Below are 15,610 nucleotides of genomic sequence, written 5' to 3' on the forward strand. Positions count from 1 at the left end.
GAACTCTGTGATGAATAACGATATTTGTCAGCAGATAGAGAATAGTGCGCACTACAGGGAGCTCGTCGATAAGCGGCAACGGTTTGCCTTCATCCTTTCCATCATCATGCTGATTATCTATGTCGGCTTTATTTTGCTGATCGCCTTTGCCCCACACTGGCTGGGCACCCCGTTGCACGAGGGGACCAGCGTGACGCGCGGCATCCCGATTGGCATTGGCGTGATTGTGATTTCATTCTTGCTGACCGGCGTCTACGTCTGGCGCGCGAACGGTGAATTCGATCGTCTTAATAAAGCGGTACTGCAAGAGGTAAAAGCATCATGAAGCGAGTCCTGACGGCGCTCGCCGCCACACTTCCCTTTACCGCTCACGCGGCGGATGCCATTACCGGCGAGGTACAGCGCCAGCCGACCAACTGGCAGGCGATTGTGATGTTCCTGATTTTCGTTGTGCTGACGCTGTACATCACTTACTGGGCGTCGAAACGCGTGCGCTCCCGTAACGATTACTACACCGCAGGCGGCAACATTACCGGCTTCCAGAACGGGCTGGCGATTGCGGGTGATTTTATGTCCGCCGCCTCGTTCCTCGGGATCTCCGCGCTGGTGTATACCTCCGGCTATGACGGCCTGATCTACTCTCTCGGCTTCCTCGTCGGCTGGCCGATCATCCTGTTCCTGATTGCCGAACGCCTGCGCAACCTGGGCCGCTATACCTTTGCGGACGTGGCATCCTATCGCCTGAAGCAGGGGCCGATTCGCACCCTCTCCGCCTGCGGCTCTCTCGTGGTGGTGGCGCTGTACCTGATTGCGCAGATGGTCGGCGCGGGTAAATTGATCGAGCTTCTGTTCGGCCTGAACTACCACATCGCGGTGGTGCTGGTGGGCGTGCTGATGGTGATGTACGTGCTGTTCGGCGGCATGCTGGCGACCACCTGGGTGCAGATCATCAAAGCGGTCCTGCTGCTGTTCGGCGCCAGCTTTATGGCCTTTATGGTGATGAAGCACGTCGGCTTCAGCTTCAACAACCTGTTCACCGAAGCGATGGCGGTTCACCCGAAAGGGGAAGCGATCATGAGCCCTGGCGGGCTGGTGAAGGACCCGATATCCGCGCTCTCTCTCGGCCTGGGCCTGATGTTTGGTACGGCTGGCCTGCCGCACATTCTGATGCGCTTCTTTACCGTAAGCGACGCGCGTGAGGCACGCAAAAGCGTCTTCTACGCCACCGGCTTCATGGGTTACTTCTACATTCTGACCTTTATCATCGGCTTTGGCGCGATCATGCTGGTGGGGGCGAACCCGGCGTTTAAAGACGCGGCGGGCGCGCTGATTGGCGGTAACAACATGGCGGCTGTGCATCTGGCGGACGCGGTAGGCGGCAACCTGTTCCTCGGCTTTATCTCCGCCGTGGCCTTCGCCACCATTCTGGCGGTAGTTGCGGGTCTGACCCTCGCCGGCGCGTCGGCGGTATCGCATGACCTCTACGCCAACGTCTTCCGCAAGGGGGCGAGCGAGCGCGATGAGCTGAAGGTTTCGAAAATCACCGTGCTGGTGCTGGGCGTCGTGGCGATTCTGCTGGGCATTCTGTTTGAGAAGCAGAACATCGCCTTTATGGTGGGGCTGGCCTTCTCGATTGCGGCAAGCTGTAACTTCCCAATCATCCTGCTCTCCATGTACTGGTCGAAACTGACCACGCGTGGGGCAATGATTGGCGGCTGGCTGGGGCTGCTGACGGCGGTGATCCTGATGATTCTGGGCCCGACCATCTGGGTGCAGATCCTCGGTCACGCAAGCGCCATCTTCCCGTATGAGTATCCGGCGCTGTTCTCGATCGCCGTGGCGTTTATCGGCATCTGGTTCTTCTCGGCCACCGACAACTCGCCGGAGGGTAACCTGGAGCGTGAGAAATTCCGCGCCCAGTTTATTCGCTCACAAACCGGCCTGGGCGTTGAGCAGGGCCGCGCGCACTAAGCCTTTCTCCCCGGCCATTACGGCCGGGGAGCTTAAAACATCACCCACGCCACCAGCGGTGCGATAAGCACCATCGTCACGCCAGAGAGCATCATCACCAGACTTGCCACCACGCCTTCCTGCTGACCCAGCTCATACGAACGCGCCGTGCCCGCGCCGTGCGACGCCGCGCCAAACCCCGCGCCTTTCGCCATCCCTTCCCGAATAGACAGCCTCAGAAAGAGCATATCGCCAACCGCCATCCCAAAGACGCCCGTCACAACCACAAACAGCGCCACCAGGTCCGGCTGCCCGCCGAGCGGTTTCGCCGCGGCCAGCGCAAACGGCGTCGTCACCGAACGGACGGCCAGGCTGCGCTGAATTTCATCGGACAGCGTAAACAGCCGGGCCAGCCAGACGGAGCTGCACACCGCCACCACCGTGGCGGTGAGTACGCCCGCGCTGAGCGACATCCAGTGGCGTTTGATGATCGCCAGGTTGTCATAAACGGGAACGGCAAACGCGATGGTCGCCGGGCCGAGCAGCCACAGCAGCCAGTGGGATTCACCGATGTAGTTTTGCCAGGATATGTGGCCGAAGACCAGCATCATCACCAGCAGGATCGGCGTGAAGACCAGCGGCATCAGCGGCAGGGCATGAAAACGACGATACAGCCGCTTGTTGGCAAAATAGATGCCCAGCGTCGCAATCAGGCACAGGATGCTGATCTGAAAATTAGTCATGTTTGTGCCTGCTGATTTCAAAGCGATACACTTTATCCACCACCCAGGCGGTCGCCCCCAGCACCATCAGCGTACTCAGCGCGATAACCGCAAAGATCCGCCAGCCGTCTACCATCAGCAGCTGCGCATAGTTCACCACCGCCACCACGGCAGGGACAAAGAACAGCAGCATCTCCGCCAGCAGCCAGCGCGCCCCGGCGCGCACCCAGCTGAGGGGGATCACGCGGCACAGAATAAGCGTCAGCATCAGCAGCATCCCGACAAGATTGGCGGGCAGCGGCAGATGCAGCCAGCCGACCAGATATTCGGCGAAAACAAACAGTCCCGCGTAGAGCAGTACCTGAACAGGGACCTGGAGTCGTTGTACAACGGCAGGCGTAACACGGCTTAACGCCACGGCCATGGGGGTTTTCCTCAAAAATGAGACGAGGCGCCAGTATAGTGAGCGTACGGTATGGACTGAAATGAATTAAAATCATCACAGGTATAGTTTCGAGGAATAATCATGGACATAAGAACGCTGCGCTATTTTGTCGAGGTGGTTCGCCAGCAAAGTTTTACCCGCGCAGCGGAGAAGTTGTTCGTTACCCAGCCAACCATCAGCAAGATGCTGAAAAACCTCGAGGATGAACTGAACTGCACCCTGCTGATCCGCGACGGGCGCAAGCTGTTGCTGACCGATACCGGACGCGTGGTGTTCGAACGCGGGCTGGCGATTCTGGCGGAGTTCCGCCAGCTGGAAGCGGAGCTGGGCGATATTAATCATCTGACCAAAGGGGTGCTTCGCCTCGGCATTCCTCCCATGGTGGGGATGATGATGGCCGGGCCGATTAGCCTGTTTCGCCAGCGTTATCCCGGCGTTGAGCTGAAGATTTCGGAATTTGGTGGATTAACCGTCCAGCAGGCCGTCACCAACGGCGAGCTCGACGTCGCAATGACCGCCCTTCCCGTGGAGGAAGAGAGCGGTCTGGCGACCCTGCCGCTGTTTAGCCATCCGCTCTGCGTCCTGGTACCACGCTCCGGCGACTGGCTGAAGATTGACTCGGTGAAGCCCGAACTGCTCGGCGAACATCCCCTGCTGATCTACAACGAAGACTTCGCCTTAAGCCGTCAGCTGATGACGCTGTTCAACCAGCATAACGTGAAGCCGCGCATTGCGGTGCGCAGCGGACAGTGGGACTTCCTGGCGGCGATGGTGCAGGCCGGCGTGGGGATTGCCATTCTGCCGCAGCCGATTTGCGAGCGGCTGGATAAAAACACGCTGCGCTGGATCCCGCTGGAGAGCGAACTGCACTGGCAGCTGGGGATGATCTGGCGTGAAGGGGTCTATTTGTCACAGAGCGCGCAGGCGTGGCTCGAGTGCTGTAAGGGGTTTTGGGTGCCCTCACCCTAACCCTCTCCCACAGGGAGAGGGAACCGATCGAGCACGTAGGCCGGGTAAGGCAAAGCCGCCACCCGGCAAAACAGCGCTACTGATTCTCTATCAACAGCGCTTCCAGCAGGTCCAGATCGTGCAGAAGCTTTTGCAGCGTTTCGTTGCTGATCTGGCGCGTGGCGCGCAGGTGGTACAGTTCGGCACGCTCTGAGCGCAGCGCCGCCAGGCGGAACCGGCGCTCCAGGTTCTCCTCCTGCAGCGAGCTTTCCACATCGTTACGCCCGTCCGCGCGGCGGCGCAGGTTACCAATCACCCGGGAACTCACTTCCGTCAGCAGCTGGTTGTCGATGTTCTCTTCCGCATCCGCGGCCAGACGTTCCTCCATTTTCTGGATCGCGACAATCGCCACTTCGGCGGTGGCCGCCCGGGCAATCCGCTCCTCTTTATGCTGTTGGGTCGAATCACCGGCATCAATATGCTGAAGTAAAATTGGCAGCATAATCACCCCAACAAACAGGGAGAACAGAATCACGCCCGCCGCCAGGAAGACCAGCTCGTAGCGCGCCGGGAAGACGTCGCCCGTCGGCAGCAGCAGCGGAATGGAGAGCACACCGGCAAGGGTGATCGCCCCGCGAACGCCCGCAAAAGAGGCGATCAGCAGCTCACGCGTTGTCCACGAGCCGAACTCCATCGGCTTTTTCTTCAGGAAGCGCACGCTGAAGTTTTTCATCGTCCACAGCCAGCCAAAACGCACCAGCATCAGCGCCAGGTAGATCAGCACGACGTCGGTAAACAGCATCCAGACCTCAACGTTCGGGTCGGCTTCGGCCGCCACCAGCGAGGATTCCATAATGCCCGGCAGCTGCAGGCCCAGCAGCAGGAATACCATGCCATTAAAGACGAACTCCAGCATCGCCCAGGTGCTGTTGGCGCGCAGGCGCATGGCCAGCGGCGCGCGGCGCATTACGCCGGAACGGGTGATGGTCATCCCTGCCGCCACTGCCGCCAGAATGCCCGACACGCCGATATGTTCAGCAATCAGATAAGAGGCGAACGGCAGCAGGAACAGCAGTACGATCTGGGTAGCAGGCTCATCGCCGCCCCAGCGGCTGAGGAAGCGCAGCGAGCGGCCGTACAGCCAGCTCACCACGAAGCCCGCCAGAATACCGCCAATCGCCACCTTGAAGAACTCCAGGGTCGCGCCGCCGACGGTAAAGACCATCGTGCCCATCGCAACGGCCACGGCAAACTTCAGGGCGACCAGGCCGGAGGCGTCGTTCATCAGCGCCTCACCCTGTAAAATCCCCATGATTTTCTTCGGAATACGGCCTTCACCCACAATGCCGGACAGCGCCACGGCATCGGTTGGCGACAGCACGGCGGCCAGCGCAAAAGCCGGTATTAAAGGAATACCCGGTACCGTCCAGTAGATCAGAAAACCGATCCCGACGACGGTGACCACCACCAGCGCCAGCGCCAGGCCGAAGATTTCTCGCCCGTGCTCAAGGAATTCGCGCGTGGGCGTTTTCCAGCCATCGGCAAACAGCAGCGGCGGAATGAACAGCACGAGGAACAGTTCGGGGTCAAATTCCACGTGCAGGCCAAACGTCGGCCACGCCAGCAGCGCGCCGATGGCAATTTGCATTAATGGCAGGGGGACCTGAAAGGGCAGTACGCGTGTAACCACCCCGGATAGCGAGACCACAAGGGTCATGATGAGTATTGTGAAGAAGATTTCCATGCGTTCCCTGTTTGCTGTGTTGCTTATGTACTCCGGAAGGCGTCGTGCCTTTTATTCTATCTTCCCCAGAGTAACGCAAAAGGCAACAGGATGAGTCCTGAAAATAAAAACGGGCGGCCTGAGCCACCCGTTTTCGCATCAAAGGACAACTTAGATTGCCCAGCCGCCCGCGTAGAACGCCACCAGCGCAACGGCAATCACAACGGTGCCCACGTTCAGCTTGCGCCATTCACCGGAGACCAGACGACCAATCACCAGCGACGCGAAGCCGATCATAATGCCGGTCACGATGTTACAGGTCAGCACGATGAAGACCGCGGTAATCAGGCCAGACATCGCGTCCACGAAATCCGCAAAGTCGATTTTCGCCACGTTGCTCAGCATCAGCAGGCCAACGTACATCAGCGCTGGCGCGGTCGCATACGCCGGAACCAGATAGGAGAGCGGAGAGAGGAACAGGATCAGCATGAACAGCACGCCCACGGTGATCGCCGTCAGGCCGGTTTTGCCGCCTGCCGCCGTACCCGCTGCGGATTCGATATACACCGCCGCAGGCGCCGCGCCCACCAGGCCAGAGAAGACGCTGCTCAGGGAGTCGGTGGTCAGCGCTTTGCCGCCGTCAATAATCTGACCGTCTTTATCCAGCAGGTTCGCCTGACCGGCCACCGCACGAATGGTACCGGTCGCGTCAAACACGGCGGTCATCACCAGCGCCAGCACGCTCGGCAGGATCACCGGGTTCAGCGCGCCAACGATATCCAGGCTGCCAATCAGGGAGTTGCCTTTGTCATCGCTCAGCGACGGCATGGCGAAAATGCCGGAGAAGTGGACGTTAGGGTCGAAAATCAGGCCGATAATGGAAACGCCGATAATGGTCAGCAGAATACCGCCAGGGACCTTCAGTTTTTCCAGACCGATAATCACCGCCAGACCGATCAGCGACATGATCACCGGGAAGCTGGCGAAATGACCGAGGGCGACCGGCAGACCGTCCAGCGGATTCTTGATAACCAGACCAACGCCGTTGGCGGCGATAAGCAACAGGAACAGGCCGATACCGATACCGGTACCGTGCGCCACGCCCTGCGGCAGATTGCGCAAAATCCAGCTGCGGATGCCCGTCGCTGAAATCACGGTAAACAGCACACCCATCAGGAACACGGCACCCAGCGCAACCGGTACGCTGATGTGCTGGCCCAGCACCAGGCTGAACGCGGTGAACGCGGTCAGAGAGATGGCGCAACCAATTGCCAGCGGCAGGTTCGCCCACAGGCCCATCACGATGGAGCCCACGCCAGCCACGAGGCAGGTCGCCACAAACACAGCCGCTGGCGGGAAGCCCGCTTTGCCCAGCATGCCCGGCACAACGATGACGGAATAAACCATCGCCAGAAACGTTGTCAAACCGGCAACGATTTCCTGGCGCACGGTGCTGCCGCGAGCCGAAATTTTAAACATGGCGTCAAGTGAACCGCCGGTACGCGCAGATGGCGTAGACATAGAAAACATCCCCTGAGAGTTTTTTAGAAAGTTCGTAAGCGAGGTGGAGACGCCACTGCCAGCTGAACGTCAAATCCTTGTGTTGCGTTTGTGACGAAAGGGCGTCACAAAAAAAGCAAACGTTTAGCTCCGCGCTTACAAACGGGTGGTCAAATTAAGGCAAACGATTATCTAGCCTAATCCCCGCCCTTTTCAACTGAACTTTATCGTTTTTCGCTAAAATTCCCTTATGACGCTGAAGAAATAAACAGAGGATGCGCAAACGTTATCGTCTATGCGCAATTTGTTTACATTTTCAGTCCTCACCCGGAATGGATAAAGGCCCACCCTGTTCCAGGGTTCTTTGCCAGCCGGGGCGGGTCTCGACCATTGCCTTCCATGCCTGAGTATGCGGCAGGTTGTGGATACCGCCGCGCGCCAGCAGGGCAAAGATCGGGAAGCTCATCTGAATGTCGGCCATGCTGAGCGAATCCCCGGCAAACCAGCTGTTTTTAGCAAGGTGCGACTCAATAAAGCGCGCATGGGTTTCCAGCTGGCGGTTGAGGTACGCTTTCTGCACCCCCTGCCCCAGCGCTTTCCCCAGGGTTCGGATACCAAACGGCACGGGCGGCTTGCCGAGGCTGTTGAAGACCAGCTTCATTAACAGCAGCGGCATCAGCGAGCCTTCGGCGTAGTGCAGCCAGAAGCGGTACTGCACCTTATGCGCCGGATCCAGAGGCTTAAGGCGCGACTCGGCGTCGTACGTTTCCTGCAGGTACTCCAGGATTGCGCCCGACTCCGCAAGGATCAGTCCGTTATCTTCGATGACCGGTGATTTGCCCAACGGATGCACCTTTTTGAGCGCCTCCGGTGCCAGCATGTTCTTTTCGCGCTGGTAGTGAACGATCTCATAAGGCAGGTTGAGTTCTTCAAGCGCCCAGATTACGCGGTGCGAACGCGACTGGTTTAGGTGGTGTACCGTGAGCATGGCTTTCTCCTGTTATTCATACTTTTTAACTATAGAAAATTGAACAACACCGCGAAAAAAATTCGGCTAAAAACCGGTCAGCGCCGCTGGCGAAAAAACGGGCCTTGCATAGACTTAAAGTGTCAGCACAATCCGGAACCTCCCCAACCAGCTCGACACTGAGGGGTGCTGATGTCGGGGGAAACCCTCCCGTGAACCAGCGGGATAGAGAGAAAGACAAAGACCGGGAAAAACTAAAGCGCCCTTTGTGGCGCTTTAGTTCTTTATGATGCTTTTTGCCGGGTGGCGCTTCGCTTACCCGGCCTACGTTTTCGGTTTTGTAGGTCGGGTAAGGCGCAGCCGCCACCCGACAAACAGACCGCACCGTCTCAATCCTCTTCCAGCAGCCGCGCCCCCGTCCCCTGCTCGCCCAGCCTGTCGCCGGGGTTACGCAGCGGGCAGTCGCTACGCGACAGGCAGCCGCAGCCAATGCAGCCATCCAGCTCGTCACGCAGGGCGACCAGCGTATGAATACGCCTGTCCAGCTCTTCACGCCACTGGGACGACAGCTCTTTCCACTCCTTCGGGCTCAGCGTGTGGCCTTCCGGCAGCACGCCAAATGCCTCGCCGATCGTGGCCAGGGGAATTCCGATTCGTTGCGCAATTTTAATAATCGCCACGTAGCGCAGCACGTCGCGGGTATAGCGACGCTGGTTGCCCCCGTTACGGATACTCTTAATTAACCCTTTGCTTTCATAAAAGTGGAGCGCCGATACCGCAACGCCGCTTCGCTTCGCGACTTCACCGGGGGTTAACAGCGCTTTAATGCGCGGCAATCTCTTTTCCATAAAACCTCTTTACCTCAAGTTAACTTGAGGAATTATACTCCCCCGCAGAGAAAACGACGAATTAACCGAGATAGTTGTATCTACAGAGGGGCAACCTTATGTCGCATCAGCAAATTATTCAGACGCTTATTGAATGGATTGATGAACATATCGACCAACCGTTGAACATTGATGTGGTCGCGAAAAAGTCGGGCTATTCGAAATGGTATTTACAGAGAATGTTCCGCACGGTCATGCATCAAACGCTGGGTGAGTACATTCGCCAGCGCAGGCTGCTGCTGGCGGCGCAGGCGCTACGCTCAACGCAGCGGCCCATTTTTGATATCGCGATGGATCTGGGCTATGTGTCGCAACAAACCTTTTCCCGCGTGTTTCGCCGCGAGTTTGACCGCACGCCGAGCGACTATCGCCACCAGCTGAATTAATCACCCTCAGTGCAAAGGCTGCTGCTGCCAGGTCATAAATTCCTGGGGCGGCATCGCTTTCGCGAAGTGCCATCCCTGACAAAACTGGACGCCGCGCTTCAACAGCCAGCTCACCTGCTCTGCCGTCTCTACCCCTTCCGCAATGGTTTTCAGCCGCAGGCTTTGCGCCATCTCGATAATATGTTCGGCGATCAGGTGGCTGGTGCTGTTGGTCGTTAAGGTATCGATAAACGATTTATCGATTTTCAAAATATCCACGTTCAGCGAATAGAGGTTGTGCAGGTTCGAGTAACCGGTTCCGAAATCATCGATGGCGACTTCATACCCCGCCTGCCGGAAAGCCTGAATCACCGGCGTGGTTTTAGGCACATCGATAAAACCGCGTTCCGTCACCTCGATTTTGATTTGCTGCGCGCGGACGGCGTAGTGGCGGGCCTTGTCGGAAATCATGGCGATCAGCCGCGAGGAGTGGAAATCCGTCGCCGACAGGTTAATCGAAATATAGAGATGCGGATGCTCGGCCAGGAAATGGCCCAGATCGTTGAATACCTCCTCAACGACGTAGTCCGTAATCCGCTCGCTCATCCCCTCATTTTCCGCCAGCGGAATAAACTCCGCCGGGCTCATCACCTGTCCGTTAAAACCCGGCCAGCGTAACAATGCCTCTGCCCCCACGCACTGGTTATTCTTAATATCAATAATCGGCTGATAATGCAGGCAAAGCTGGCGTTTGTTCAGCGCCCGGTGCAGCAGACGCCCCGGCGAATTAAGTTCGCGGTGGGTGCGGGACCAGACCAGCAAAATAATAATGCTGCAAATCATCCCCAGCGGCAGCGTCAACGTCGCCTGATGATAGAGCGTTTCATAAAAACGTTTATTTGACGTCGACACGATAGCGGCAATAGGCCGTTTTGGCGATTTCACGACGGTATAGAAACGGTTATCTTTTTGAAATACCGATTCCTTATCCCGAATCATCGAATTTAATAAAGAAACATTGGCTTTCTGGCTGACGGAAAAGAAAGCGTTGGTTACCGTGTCATACACCCCCCATGAAAGAGAATGATCCGCGGACATGACTTCACTGTATGAAAGCGGATTGACGACCACCACATAATTTCCACGCTGCATATATGTCATTTTATAACCAGTATAAAATGGGGTATCGCGATAATAATAGATAGCGACATCAGGTTTACGCGTGTAATTAGCGGCGGGAATGGCGTAGGGGCGATCCGGTGTAAAAACGGTCGAACAAAGAAAATGCTCACCTTCAGCGTAAATTAAATCGGCGACAAACAGGCGGCCACGAACAACGTTCAGCATATATTGACGGTGTCCCGGCGTACAAAGCTCACCCTGATATTTTTCAGCCTCGTCCCGCGCCAGGTCAACCTGTTGAATAACAAGCTCAGTTTTGTCTAAAGCCAGTTCAGCAAATGTGCGTAGCTGGGCGCTTGTTTCCGACACGGCACGCAGCTGGGCAAACCATAGTGCAAGCATCACCGGCAGCATAACTACCATGATGATCCCTACCACCCTGAGCATTTTGCGCCGCGCGCTACGATTCATTTCCCGCCCTATATCCCTGCATGTTGTACGCCTGTAGTAATGAAGGCCGGATGCTTTGTTAAACAGGTGATTACGTTGCATGAATCATGCGAAGTTAGCAACTGACTTTTAGTATTAAAATTCTTAAATTTCGTTATGACGATAATATTTTCCCGTAAGTTAAACTGTGAGTATTCGTTCCGTTTCAATTAAGGGAAATAATTATCCAGCCCACCAGGGCTGGCGCGAAGATAACACAACAGACCATTGTTGATTTATAAATAATCAGTCTTTACCGCAATATTCTCAGGTTCGGCTGCGAATAATACCCTTCTAATAAAAACCGAATTTGAGTTATCGCCACTTGCCCGATGGGCGTTTACGGCACGTTGTCGATCCGTCACCTCACGCGTTGAAGGCAGGGTCCGCCTGCGCAATCTTCTTTCCTGAGGAATAAAATCCTCTTTTTTGATTGCTCAGATACTGGCGAATAAATCAACAAATGTGATATAGTTCACACATACTCTGTAACGAGAAACACCGTTTCATTCAGGTCGTCTGTTTTGTAGAGGATGGGTTTATGGCAGCCATTACTACCAGCATGGTTCTCCTGCGCTGGCCTTTGTTGAGTGCGGTACTGATGTTTTTGGCCAGCACGCTGAACATTCAGTTTCGTAAATCTGACTATGCCGGTCTTGCGGTGATCAGCACCCTGCTGGGTCTGGGGGCTGCCTGCTGGTTTGCAACGGGTCTGCTTGGGATCACCCTGGTGGATATCGCTGCCGTCTGGGAAAATATTAAAGTGGTGATGGTTGAGGCGATGAGCCACACGCCACCAGACTGGCCGATGGTGATTACCTGATCCCTGACGGAATAAAAAAACCCAGACGATAGTCTGGGTTTTTTGTTTCAAGCACGCGGAAATCAGAACGGAATGTCGTCGTCGAAATCCATTGGCGGTTCGTTAGACGGTGCCGGGGCTGACTGCTGCTGCGGACGAGACTGCGCGCCGCCGCTGAACTGGTTGCCGCCCTGCGGCTGCTGAGGCTGACCCCAACCACCCTGCTGCTGGCTCTGACCGCCACCAGCCGGTGCGCCACCGCCCTGACGGCCACCCAGCATCTGCATGGTGCCGCCCACGTTCACCACCACTTCAGTGGTGTACTTCTCAGCGCCGGACTGATCGGTCCATTTGCGGGTACGCAGCTGGCCTTCAATATAGACCTGAGAACCTTTACGCAGATACTCACCAGCCACTTCGGCCAGTTTGCCAAACAGCACAACGCGGTGCCATTCGGTCTGCTCTTTCATCTCACCGGTCGCTTTATCACGCCAGGATTCGGAAGTAGCCAGCGTAATGTTGGCAACTGCGCCACCACTCGGCATGTAGCGTACTTCCGGGTCCTGGCCCAGATTACCGACGAGAATCACCTTGTTTACGCCTCTGCTGGCCATGTTCGTGTCTCCTGAATACGTTTCTTAATAGTGTAAACGCGCGAGTGTACCATTTCCATGCTGCACTTTGATAGTTGCGTAGCACGTTCCAGAGTTCTCCCGCAACTCGACATTGTTACACAGCGAATCAGAAAATGCATTCCAATACTGTATATTCAAACAGGTCAAATTGTGTCATAATTAGCCGTTTCTGACAGCCGTTTGTCCTTCAAACAAACCAGGCAATCCGTGTTCCAACCGGGAAAGGTGAATGGATAAGATCGAAGTTCGGGGCGCCCGCACCCACAATCTCAAGAATATCAACCTCATAATCCCTCGCGACAAGCTCATTGTCGTGACCGGGCTTTCGGGGTCTGGCAAATCCTCACTGGCTTTCGACACCTTGTATGCCGAAGGACAGCGTCGTTACGTTGAGTCGCTCTCTGCGTACGCGCGTCAGTTCCTGTCGCTGATGGAAAAACCGGATGTCGACCATATCGAAGGGTTGTCGCCTGCTATCTCTATTGAGCAGAAGTCCACCTCGCATAACCCGCGTTCAACGGTCGGTACCATTACCGAAATCCATGACTACCTGCGTCTGCTGTATGCACGCGTCGGCGAACCGCGCTGCCCGGACCACGACGTCCCGCTGGCGGCACAGACCGTGAGCCAGATGGTGGATAACGTGCTGTCGCAGCCGGAAGGCAAACGCCTGATGCTGCTGGCGCCGATCATTAAAGAGCGTAAGGGTGAACACACCAAAACGCTGGAAAACCTGGCAAGCCAGGGCTACATCCGCGCCCGTATCGACGGCGAAGTGTGCGACCTGTCGGATCCGCCCAAGCTGGAACTGCAGAAGAAGCACACCATTGAAGTCGTGATTGACCGCTTCAAGGTGCGCGACGATCTCGCCACGCGCCTGGCGGAATCGTTCGAAACGGCGCTGGAACTCTCCGGCGGCACGGCCGTGGTCTCCGACATGGACGACCCGAAAGCGGAAGAGCTGCTCTTCTCCGCCAACTTTGCCTGCCCGATTTGCGGCTACAGCATGCGCGAGCTGGAACCGCGCCTGTTCTCCTTTAACAACCCGGCGGGCGCGTGCCCGACGTGTGACGGCCTGGGCGTGCAGCAGTATTTCGACCCGGACCGTGTGATCCAGAACCCGGAGCTGTCGCTGGCGGGCGGGGCCATTCGCGGCTGGGACAAGCGTAACTTCTATTACTTCCAGATGCTGAAGTCGCTGGCAGAGCACTACAAGTTCGACGTTGAAGCGCCGTGGGCGAGCCTGAGTGCGAACGTGCACAAAGTGATCCTGTTCGGTTCCGGTAAAGAGAACATCGAGTTCAAATACATGAACGATCGCGGCGATACCTCCGTGCGTCGCCACCCGTTCGAAGGGGTGCTGCACAACATGGAGCGCCGCTACAAAGAGACCGAGTCCAGCGCGGTGCGCGAGGAGCTGGCGAAGTTCATCAGCAACCGCTCCTGCGCCACCTGCGAGGGCACGCGCCTGCGTCGCGAAGCGCGCCACGTGTTTGTGGAAAACACGGCGCTGCCGACCATCTCGGACATGAGCATCGGCCACGCGATGGACTTCTTCAACAACCTGAAGCTCTCCGGCCAGCGTGCGAAAATTGCCGAAAAAGTGCTGAAGGAGATTGGCGATCGCCTGAAGTTCCTCGTGAACGTCGGCCTGAACTACCTGACGCTTTCCCGCTCGGCAGAAACGCTCTCCGGCGGTGAAGCCCAGCGTATCCGCCTGGCCAGCCAGATTGGTGCGGGCCTGGTCGGCGTCATGTACGTGCTGGATGAGCCGTCCATCGGCCTGCACCAGCGCGACAACGAGCGTCTGCTCGGCACGCTGGTTCACCTGCGCAACCTCGGCAACACGGTGATCGTGGTCGAGCACGATGAAGATGCGATCCGCGCGGCGGACCACGTCATCGACATTGGTCCGGGCGCAGGCGTGCACGGTGGTCAGGTCGTTGCGGAAGGGACGCTAAAGGACATTATGGCGGTGCCCGAGTCGCTGACCGGCCAGTACATGAGCGGCAAGCGCAAGATTGAAGTGCCAAAACAGCGCGTGGCGGCCGACCCGGAAAAAGTGCTGAAGCTGACCGGCGCGCGCGGCAACAACCTGAAAGACGTCACCCTGACGCTGCCGGTGGGCCTGTTTACCTGTATCACCGGCGTGTCCGGTTCCGGTAAATCGACGCTGATCAACGATACCCTGTTCCCGATTGCGCAGACGGCCCTGAACGGCGCGACGCTGGCCGAGCCTGCGCCGTACCGCGACATCCAGGGGCTGGAGCATTTCGATAAGGTTATCGACATTGACCAGAGCCCGATTGGCCGAACCCCGCGCTCTAACCCGGCGACCTATACCGGCGTCTTCACGCCCGTACGCGAACTGTTTGCCGGCGTGCCGGAAGCGCGTTCGCGCGGGTATACGCCGGGACGCTTCAGCTTTAACGTGCGCGGAGGTCGCTGCGAAGCGTGCCAGGGCGACGGCGTGATCAAGGTTGAGATGCACTTCCTGCCGGATATCTACGTCCCGTGCGACCAGTGCAAAGGCAAACGCTATAACCGCGAAACGCTGGAAATTAAGTACAAGGGCAAGACCATCCACGAAGTGCTGGACATGACCATCGAAGAGGCGCGCGAGTTCTTTGACGCCGTCCCTGCGCTGGCGCGTAAGCTGCAGACGCTGATGGACGTCGGCCTGACCTACATTCGTCTGGGGCAGTCGGCAACCACGCTGTCCGGCGGTGAAGCCCAGCGCGTGAAGCTGGCGCGCGAGCTGTCAAAACGCGGCACCGGCCAGACGCTCTACATTCTGGACGAGCCGACCACCGGCCTGCACTTTGCCGATATCCAGCAGCTGCTCGACGTGCTGCATCAGCTGCGCGATCAGGGCAACACGATCGTGGTCATCGAACATAACCTGGACGTGATTAAAACCGCGGACTGGATTGTCGATCTCGGCCCGGAAGGCGGCAGCGGCGGCGGTGAAATTCTCGTCTCCGGTACGCCAGAGACGGTTGCAGAGTGCGAAGCCTCGCACACCGCGCGCTTCCTTAAGCCGTTGCTGTAATTG

General features: G+C 57.3%; 14 protein-coding genes. 6 read left to right on the forward strand and 8 right to left on the reverse strand.

Annotated elements, in window-relative coordinates:
- Positions 1 to 10: 10 nt before the first annotated feature.
- Both L6R44_RS17620 and actP read left to right on the forward strand, forming a co-directional pair.
- Complete coding sequence (locus tag L6R44_RS17620; protein ID WP_024906733.1) at positions 11 to 325, forward strand: DUF485 domain-containing protein; 315 nt, start codon at positions 11 to 13, stop codon at positions 323 to 325.
- Positions 322 to 1,971 carry a cation/acetate symporter ActP gene (gene actP, locus L6R44_RS17625; RefSeq protein ID WP_237424953.1) on the forward strand — a complete coding sequence of 550 codons (1,650 nt, stop codon included), beginning with the start codon at positions 322 to 324 and terminating at the stop codon, positions 1,969 to 1,971. Before L6R44_RS17620 ends, actP begins: the two co-directional genes overlap by 4 nt.
- Positions 1,972 to 2,003: 32 nt before the next feature.
- Here actP and L6R44_RS17630 read toward each other — a convergent pair whose 3' ends face one another.
- Positions 2,004 to 2,693: an LrgB family protein gene (locus L6R44_RS17630; protein ID WP_237424954.1), complete on the reverse strand. Its 690-nt coding sequence runs from the start codon at positions 2,691 to 2,693 to the stop codon at positions 2,004 to 2,006.
- A complete protein-coding gene (locus tag L6R44_RS17635) occupies positions 2,686 to 3,096 on the reverse strand; it encodes a CidA/LrgA family protein (protein ID WP_032644716.1) in 411 nt (136 codons plus the stop codon). The genes L6R44_RS17630 and L6R44_RS17635 overlap by 8 nt, the downstream gene beginning before the upstream one ends.
- A 102-nt stretch (positions 3,097 to 3,198) precedes the next feature.
- Between L6R44_RS17635 and L6R44_RS17640 the strand changes: the two genes are divergently transcribed.
- Positions 3,199 to 4,086 carry a LysR family transcriptional regulator gene (locus tag L6R44_RS17640; protein ID WP_032644715.1) on the forward strand — a complete coding sequence of 296 codons (888 nt, stop codon included), beginning with the start codon at positions 3,199 to 3,201 and terminating at the stop codon, positions 4,084 to 4,086.
- Positions 4,087 to 4,162: 76 nt separating this feature from the next.
- Here L6R44_RS17640 and L6R44_RS17645 read toward each other — a convergent pair whose 3' ends face one another.
- From L6R44_RS17645 to soxR, 4 genes are all read right to left on the reverse strand, one after another.
- On the reverse strand, positions 4,163 to 5,809 hold the full coding sequence (locus tag L6R44_RS17645; RefSeq protein WP_032644714.1) for a Na+/H+ antiporter: 1,647 nt from the start codon (positions 5,807 to 5,809) through the stop codon (positions 4,163 to 4,165).
- Between the two features lie 150 nt (positions 5,810 to 5,959).
- Complete coding sequence (gene ghxP / locus L6R44_RS17650; protein WP_032644713.1) at positions 5,960 to 7,309, reverse strand: guanine/hypoxanthine transporter GhxP; 1,350 nt, start codon at positions 7,307 to 7,309, stop codon at positions 5,960 to 5,962.
- Between the two features lie 295 nt (positions 7,310 to 7,604).
- On the reverse strand, positions 7,605 to 8,276 hold the full coding sequence (locus tag L6R44_RS17655) for a glutathione S-transferase family protein (protein WP_237424955.1): 672 nt from the start codon (positions 8,274 to 8,276) through the stop codon (positions 7,605 to 7,607).
- A 368-nt stretch (positions 8,277 to 8,644) separates the two neighbouring features.
- On the reverse strand, positions 8,645 to 9,103 hold the full coding sequence (gene soxR / locus L6R44_RS17660) for a redox-sensitive transcriptional activator SoxR (RefSeq protein ID WP_023331806.1): 459 nt from the start codon (positions 9,101 to 9,103) through the stop codon (positions 8,645 to 8,647).
- 98 nt (positions 9,104 to 9,201) lie between these two features.
- Between soxR and soxS the strand changes: the two genes are divergently transcribed.
- Complete coding sequence (soxS, locus tag L6R44_RS17665; RefSeq protein WP_013095071.1) at positions 9,202 to 9,528, forward strand: superoxide response transcriptional regulator SoxS; 327 nt, start codon at positions 9,202 to 9,204, stop codon at positions 9,526 to 9,528.
- Between the two features lie 6 nt (positions 9,529 to 9,534).
- Here the strand turns inward: soxS and L6R44_RS17670 are convergent, their stop codons facing one another.
- Positions 9,535 to 11,100, reverse strand: coding sequence for an EAL domain-containing protein (locus L6R44_RS17670; RefSeq protein ID WP_032644711.1), 1,566 nt, complete (start codon positions 11,098 to 11,100; stop codon positions 9,535 to 9,537).
- Between the two features lie 559 nt (positions 11,101 to 11,659).
- Between L6R44_RS17670 and L6R44_RS17675 the strand changes: the two genes are divergently transcribed.
- On the forward strand, positions 11,660 to 11,941 hold the full coding sequence (locus L6R44_RS17675) for a YjcB family protein (RefSeq protein WP_032644710.1): 282 nt from the start codon (positions 11,660 to 11,662) through the stop codon (positions 11,939 to 11,941).
- A 62-nt stretch (positions 11,942 to 12,003) separates the two neighbouring features.
- Here the strand turns inward: L6R44_RS17675 and ssb1 are convergent, their stop codons facing one another.
- Positions 12,004 to 12,534: a single-stranded DNA-binding protein SSB1 gene (ssb1, locus tag L6R44_RS17680; protein ID WP_023310055.1), complete on the reverse strand. Its 531-nt coding sequence runs from the start codon at positions 12,532 to 12,534 to the stop codon at positions 12,004 to 12,006.
- 250 nt (positions 12,535 to 12,784) lie between these two features.
- Between ssb1 and uvrA the strand changes: the two genes are divergently transcribed.
- The gene (uvrA, locus tag L6R44_RS17685) at positions 12,785 to 15,607 is read left to right on the forward strand and encodes an excinuclease ABC subunit UvrA (protein ID WP_223562182.1); all 2,823 of its coding nucleotides are present in this window, start codon (positions 12,785 to 12,787) and stop codon (positions 15,605 to 15,607) included.
- Positions 15,608 to 15,610: the final 3 nt, after the last annotated feature.

It is taken from the genome of Enterobacter cloacae complex sp. ECC445, from assembly GCF_021892025.1.
GTDB lineage: Bacteria > Pseudomonadota > Gammaproteobacteria > Enterobacterales > Enterobacteriaceae > Enterobacter > Enterobacter chengduensis.

What these genes read in the sequence shown, in the direction of transcription:
- ghxP (WP_032644713.1), bottom strand. Translation starts at nt 7,309, where the DNA reads ATGTCTACGCCATCTGCGCGTACCGGCGGTTCACTTGACGCCATGTTT.
- soxS (WP_013095071.1), top strand. Translation starts at nt 9,202, where the DNA reads ATGTCGCATCAGCAAATTATTCAGACGCTTATTGAATGGATTGATGAA.
- L6R44_RS17655 (WP_237424955.1), bottom strand. Translation starts at nt 8,276, where the DNA reads ATGCTCACGGTACACCACCTAAACCAGTCGCGTTCGCACCGCGTAATC.
- uvrA (WP_223562182.1), top strand. Translation starts at nt 12,785, where the DNA reads ATGGATAAGATCGAAGTTCGGGGCGCCCGCACCCACAATCTCAAGAAT.
- L6R44_RS17630 (WP_237424954.1), bottom strand. Translation starts at nt 2,693, where the DNA reads ATGACTAATTTTCAGATCAGCATCCTGTGCCTGATTGCGACGCTGGGC.
- soxR (WP_023331806.1), bottom strand. Translation starts at nt 9,103, where the DNA reads ATGGAAAAGAGATTGCCGCGCATTAAAGCGCTGTTAACCCCCGGTGAA.
- L6R44_RS17675 (WP_032644710.1), top strand. Translation starts at nt 11,660, where the DNA reads ATGGCAGCCATTACTACCAGCATGGTTCTCCTGCGCTGGCCTTTGTTG.
- L6R44_RS17640 (WP_032644715.1), top strand. Translation starts at nt 3,199, where the DNA reads ATGGACATAAGAACGCTGCGCTATTTTGTCGAGGTGGTTCGCCAGCAA.
- actP (WP_237424953.1), top strand. Translation starts at nt 322, where the DNA reads ATGAAGCGAGTCCTGACGGCGCTCGCCGCCACACTTCCCTTTACCGCT.
- ssb1 (WP_023310055.1), bottom strand. Translation starts at nt 12,534, where the DNA reads ATGGCCAGCAGAGGCGTAAACAAGGTGATTCTCGTCGGTAATCTGGGC.
- L6R44_RS17670 (WP_032644711.1), bottom strand. Translation starts at nt 11,100, where the DNA reads ATGAATCGTAGCGCGCGGCGCAAAATGCTCAGGGTGGTAGGGATCATC.
- L6R44_RS17635 (WP_032644716.1), bottom strand. Translation starts at nt 3,096, where the DNA reads ATGGCCGTGGCGTTAAGCCGTGTTACGCCTGCCGTTGTACAACGACTC.
- L6R44_RS17620 (WP_024906733.1), top strand. Translation starts at nt 11, where the DNA reads ATGAATAACGATATTTGTCAGCAGATAGAGAATAGTGCGCACTACAGG.
- L6R44_RS17645 (WP_032644714.1), bottom strand. Translation starts at nt 5,809, where the DNA reads ATGGAAATCTTCTTCACAATACTCATCATGACCCTTGTGGTCTCGCTA.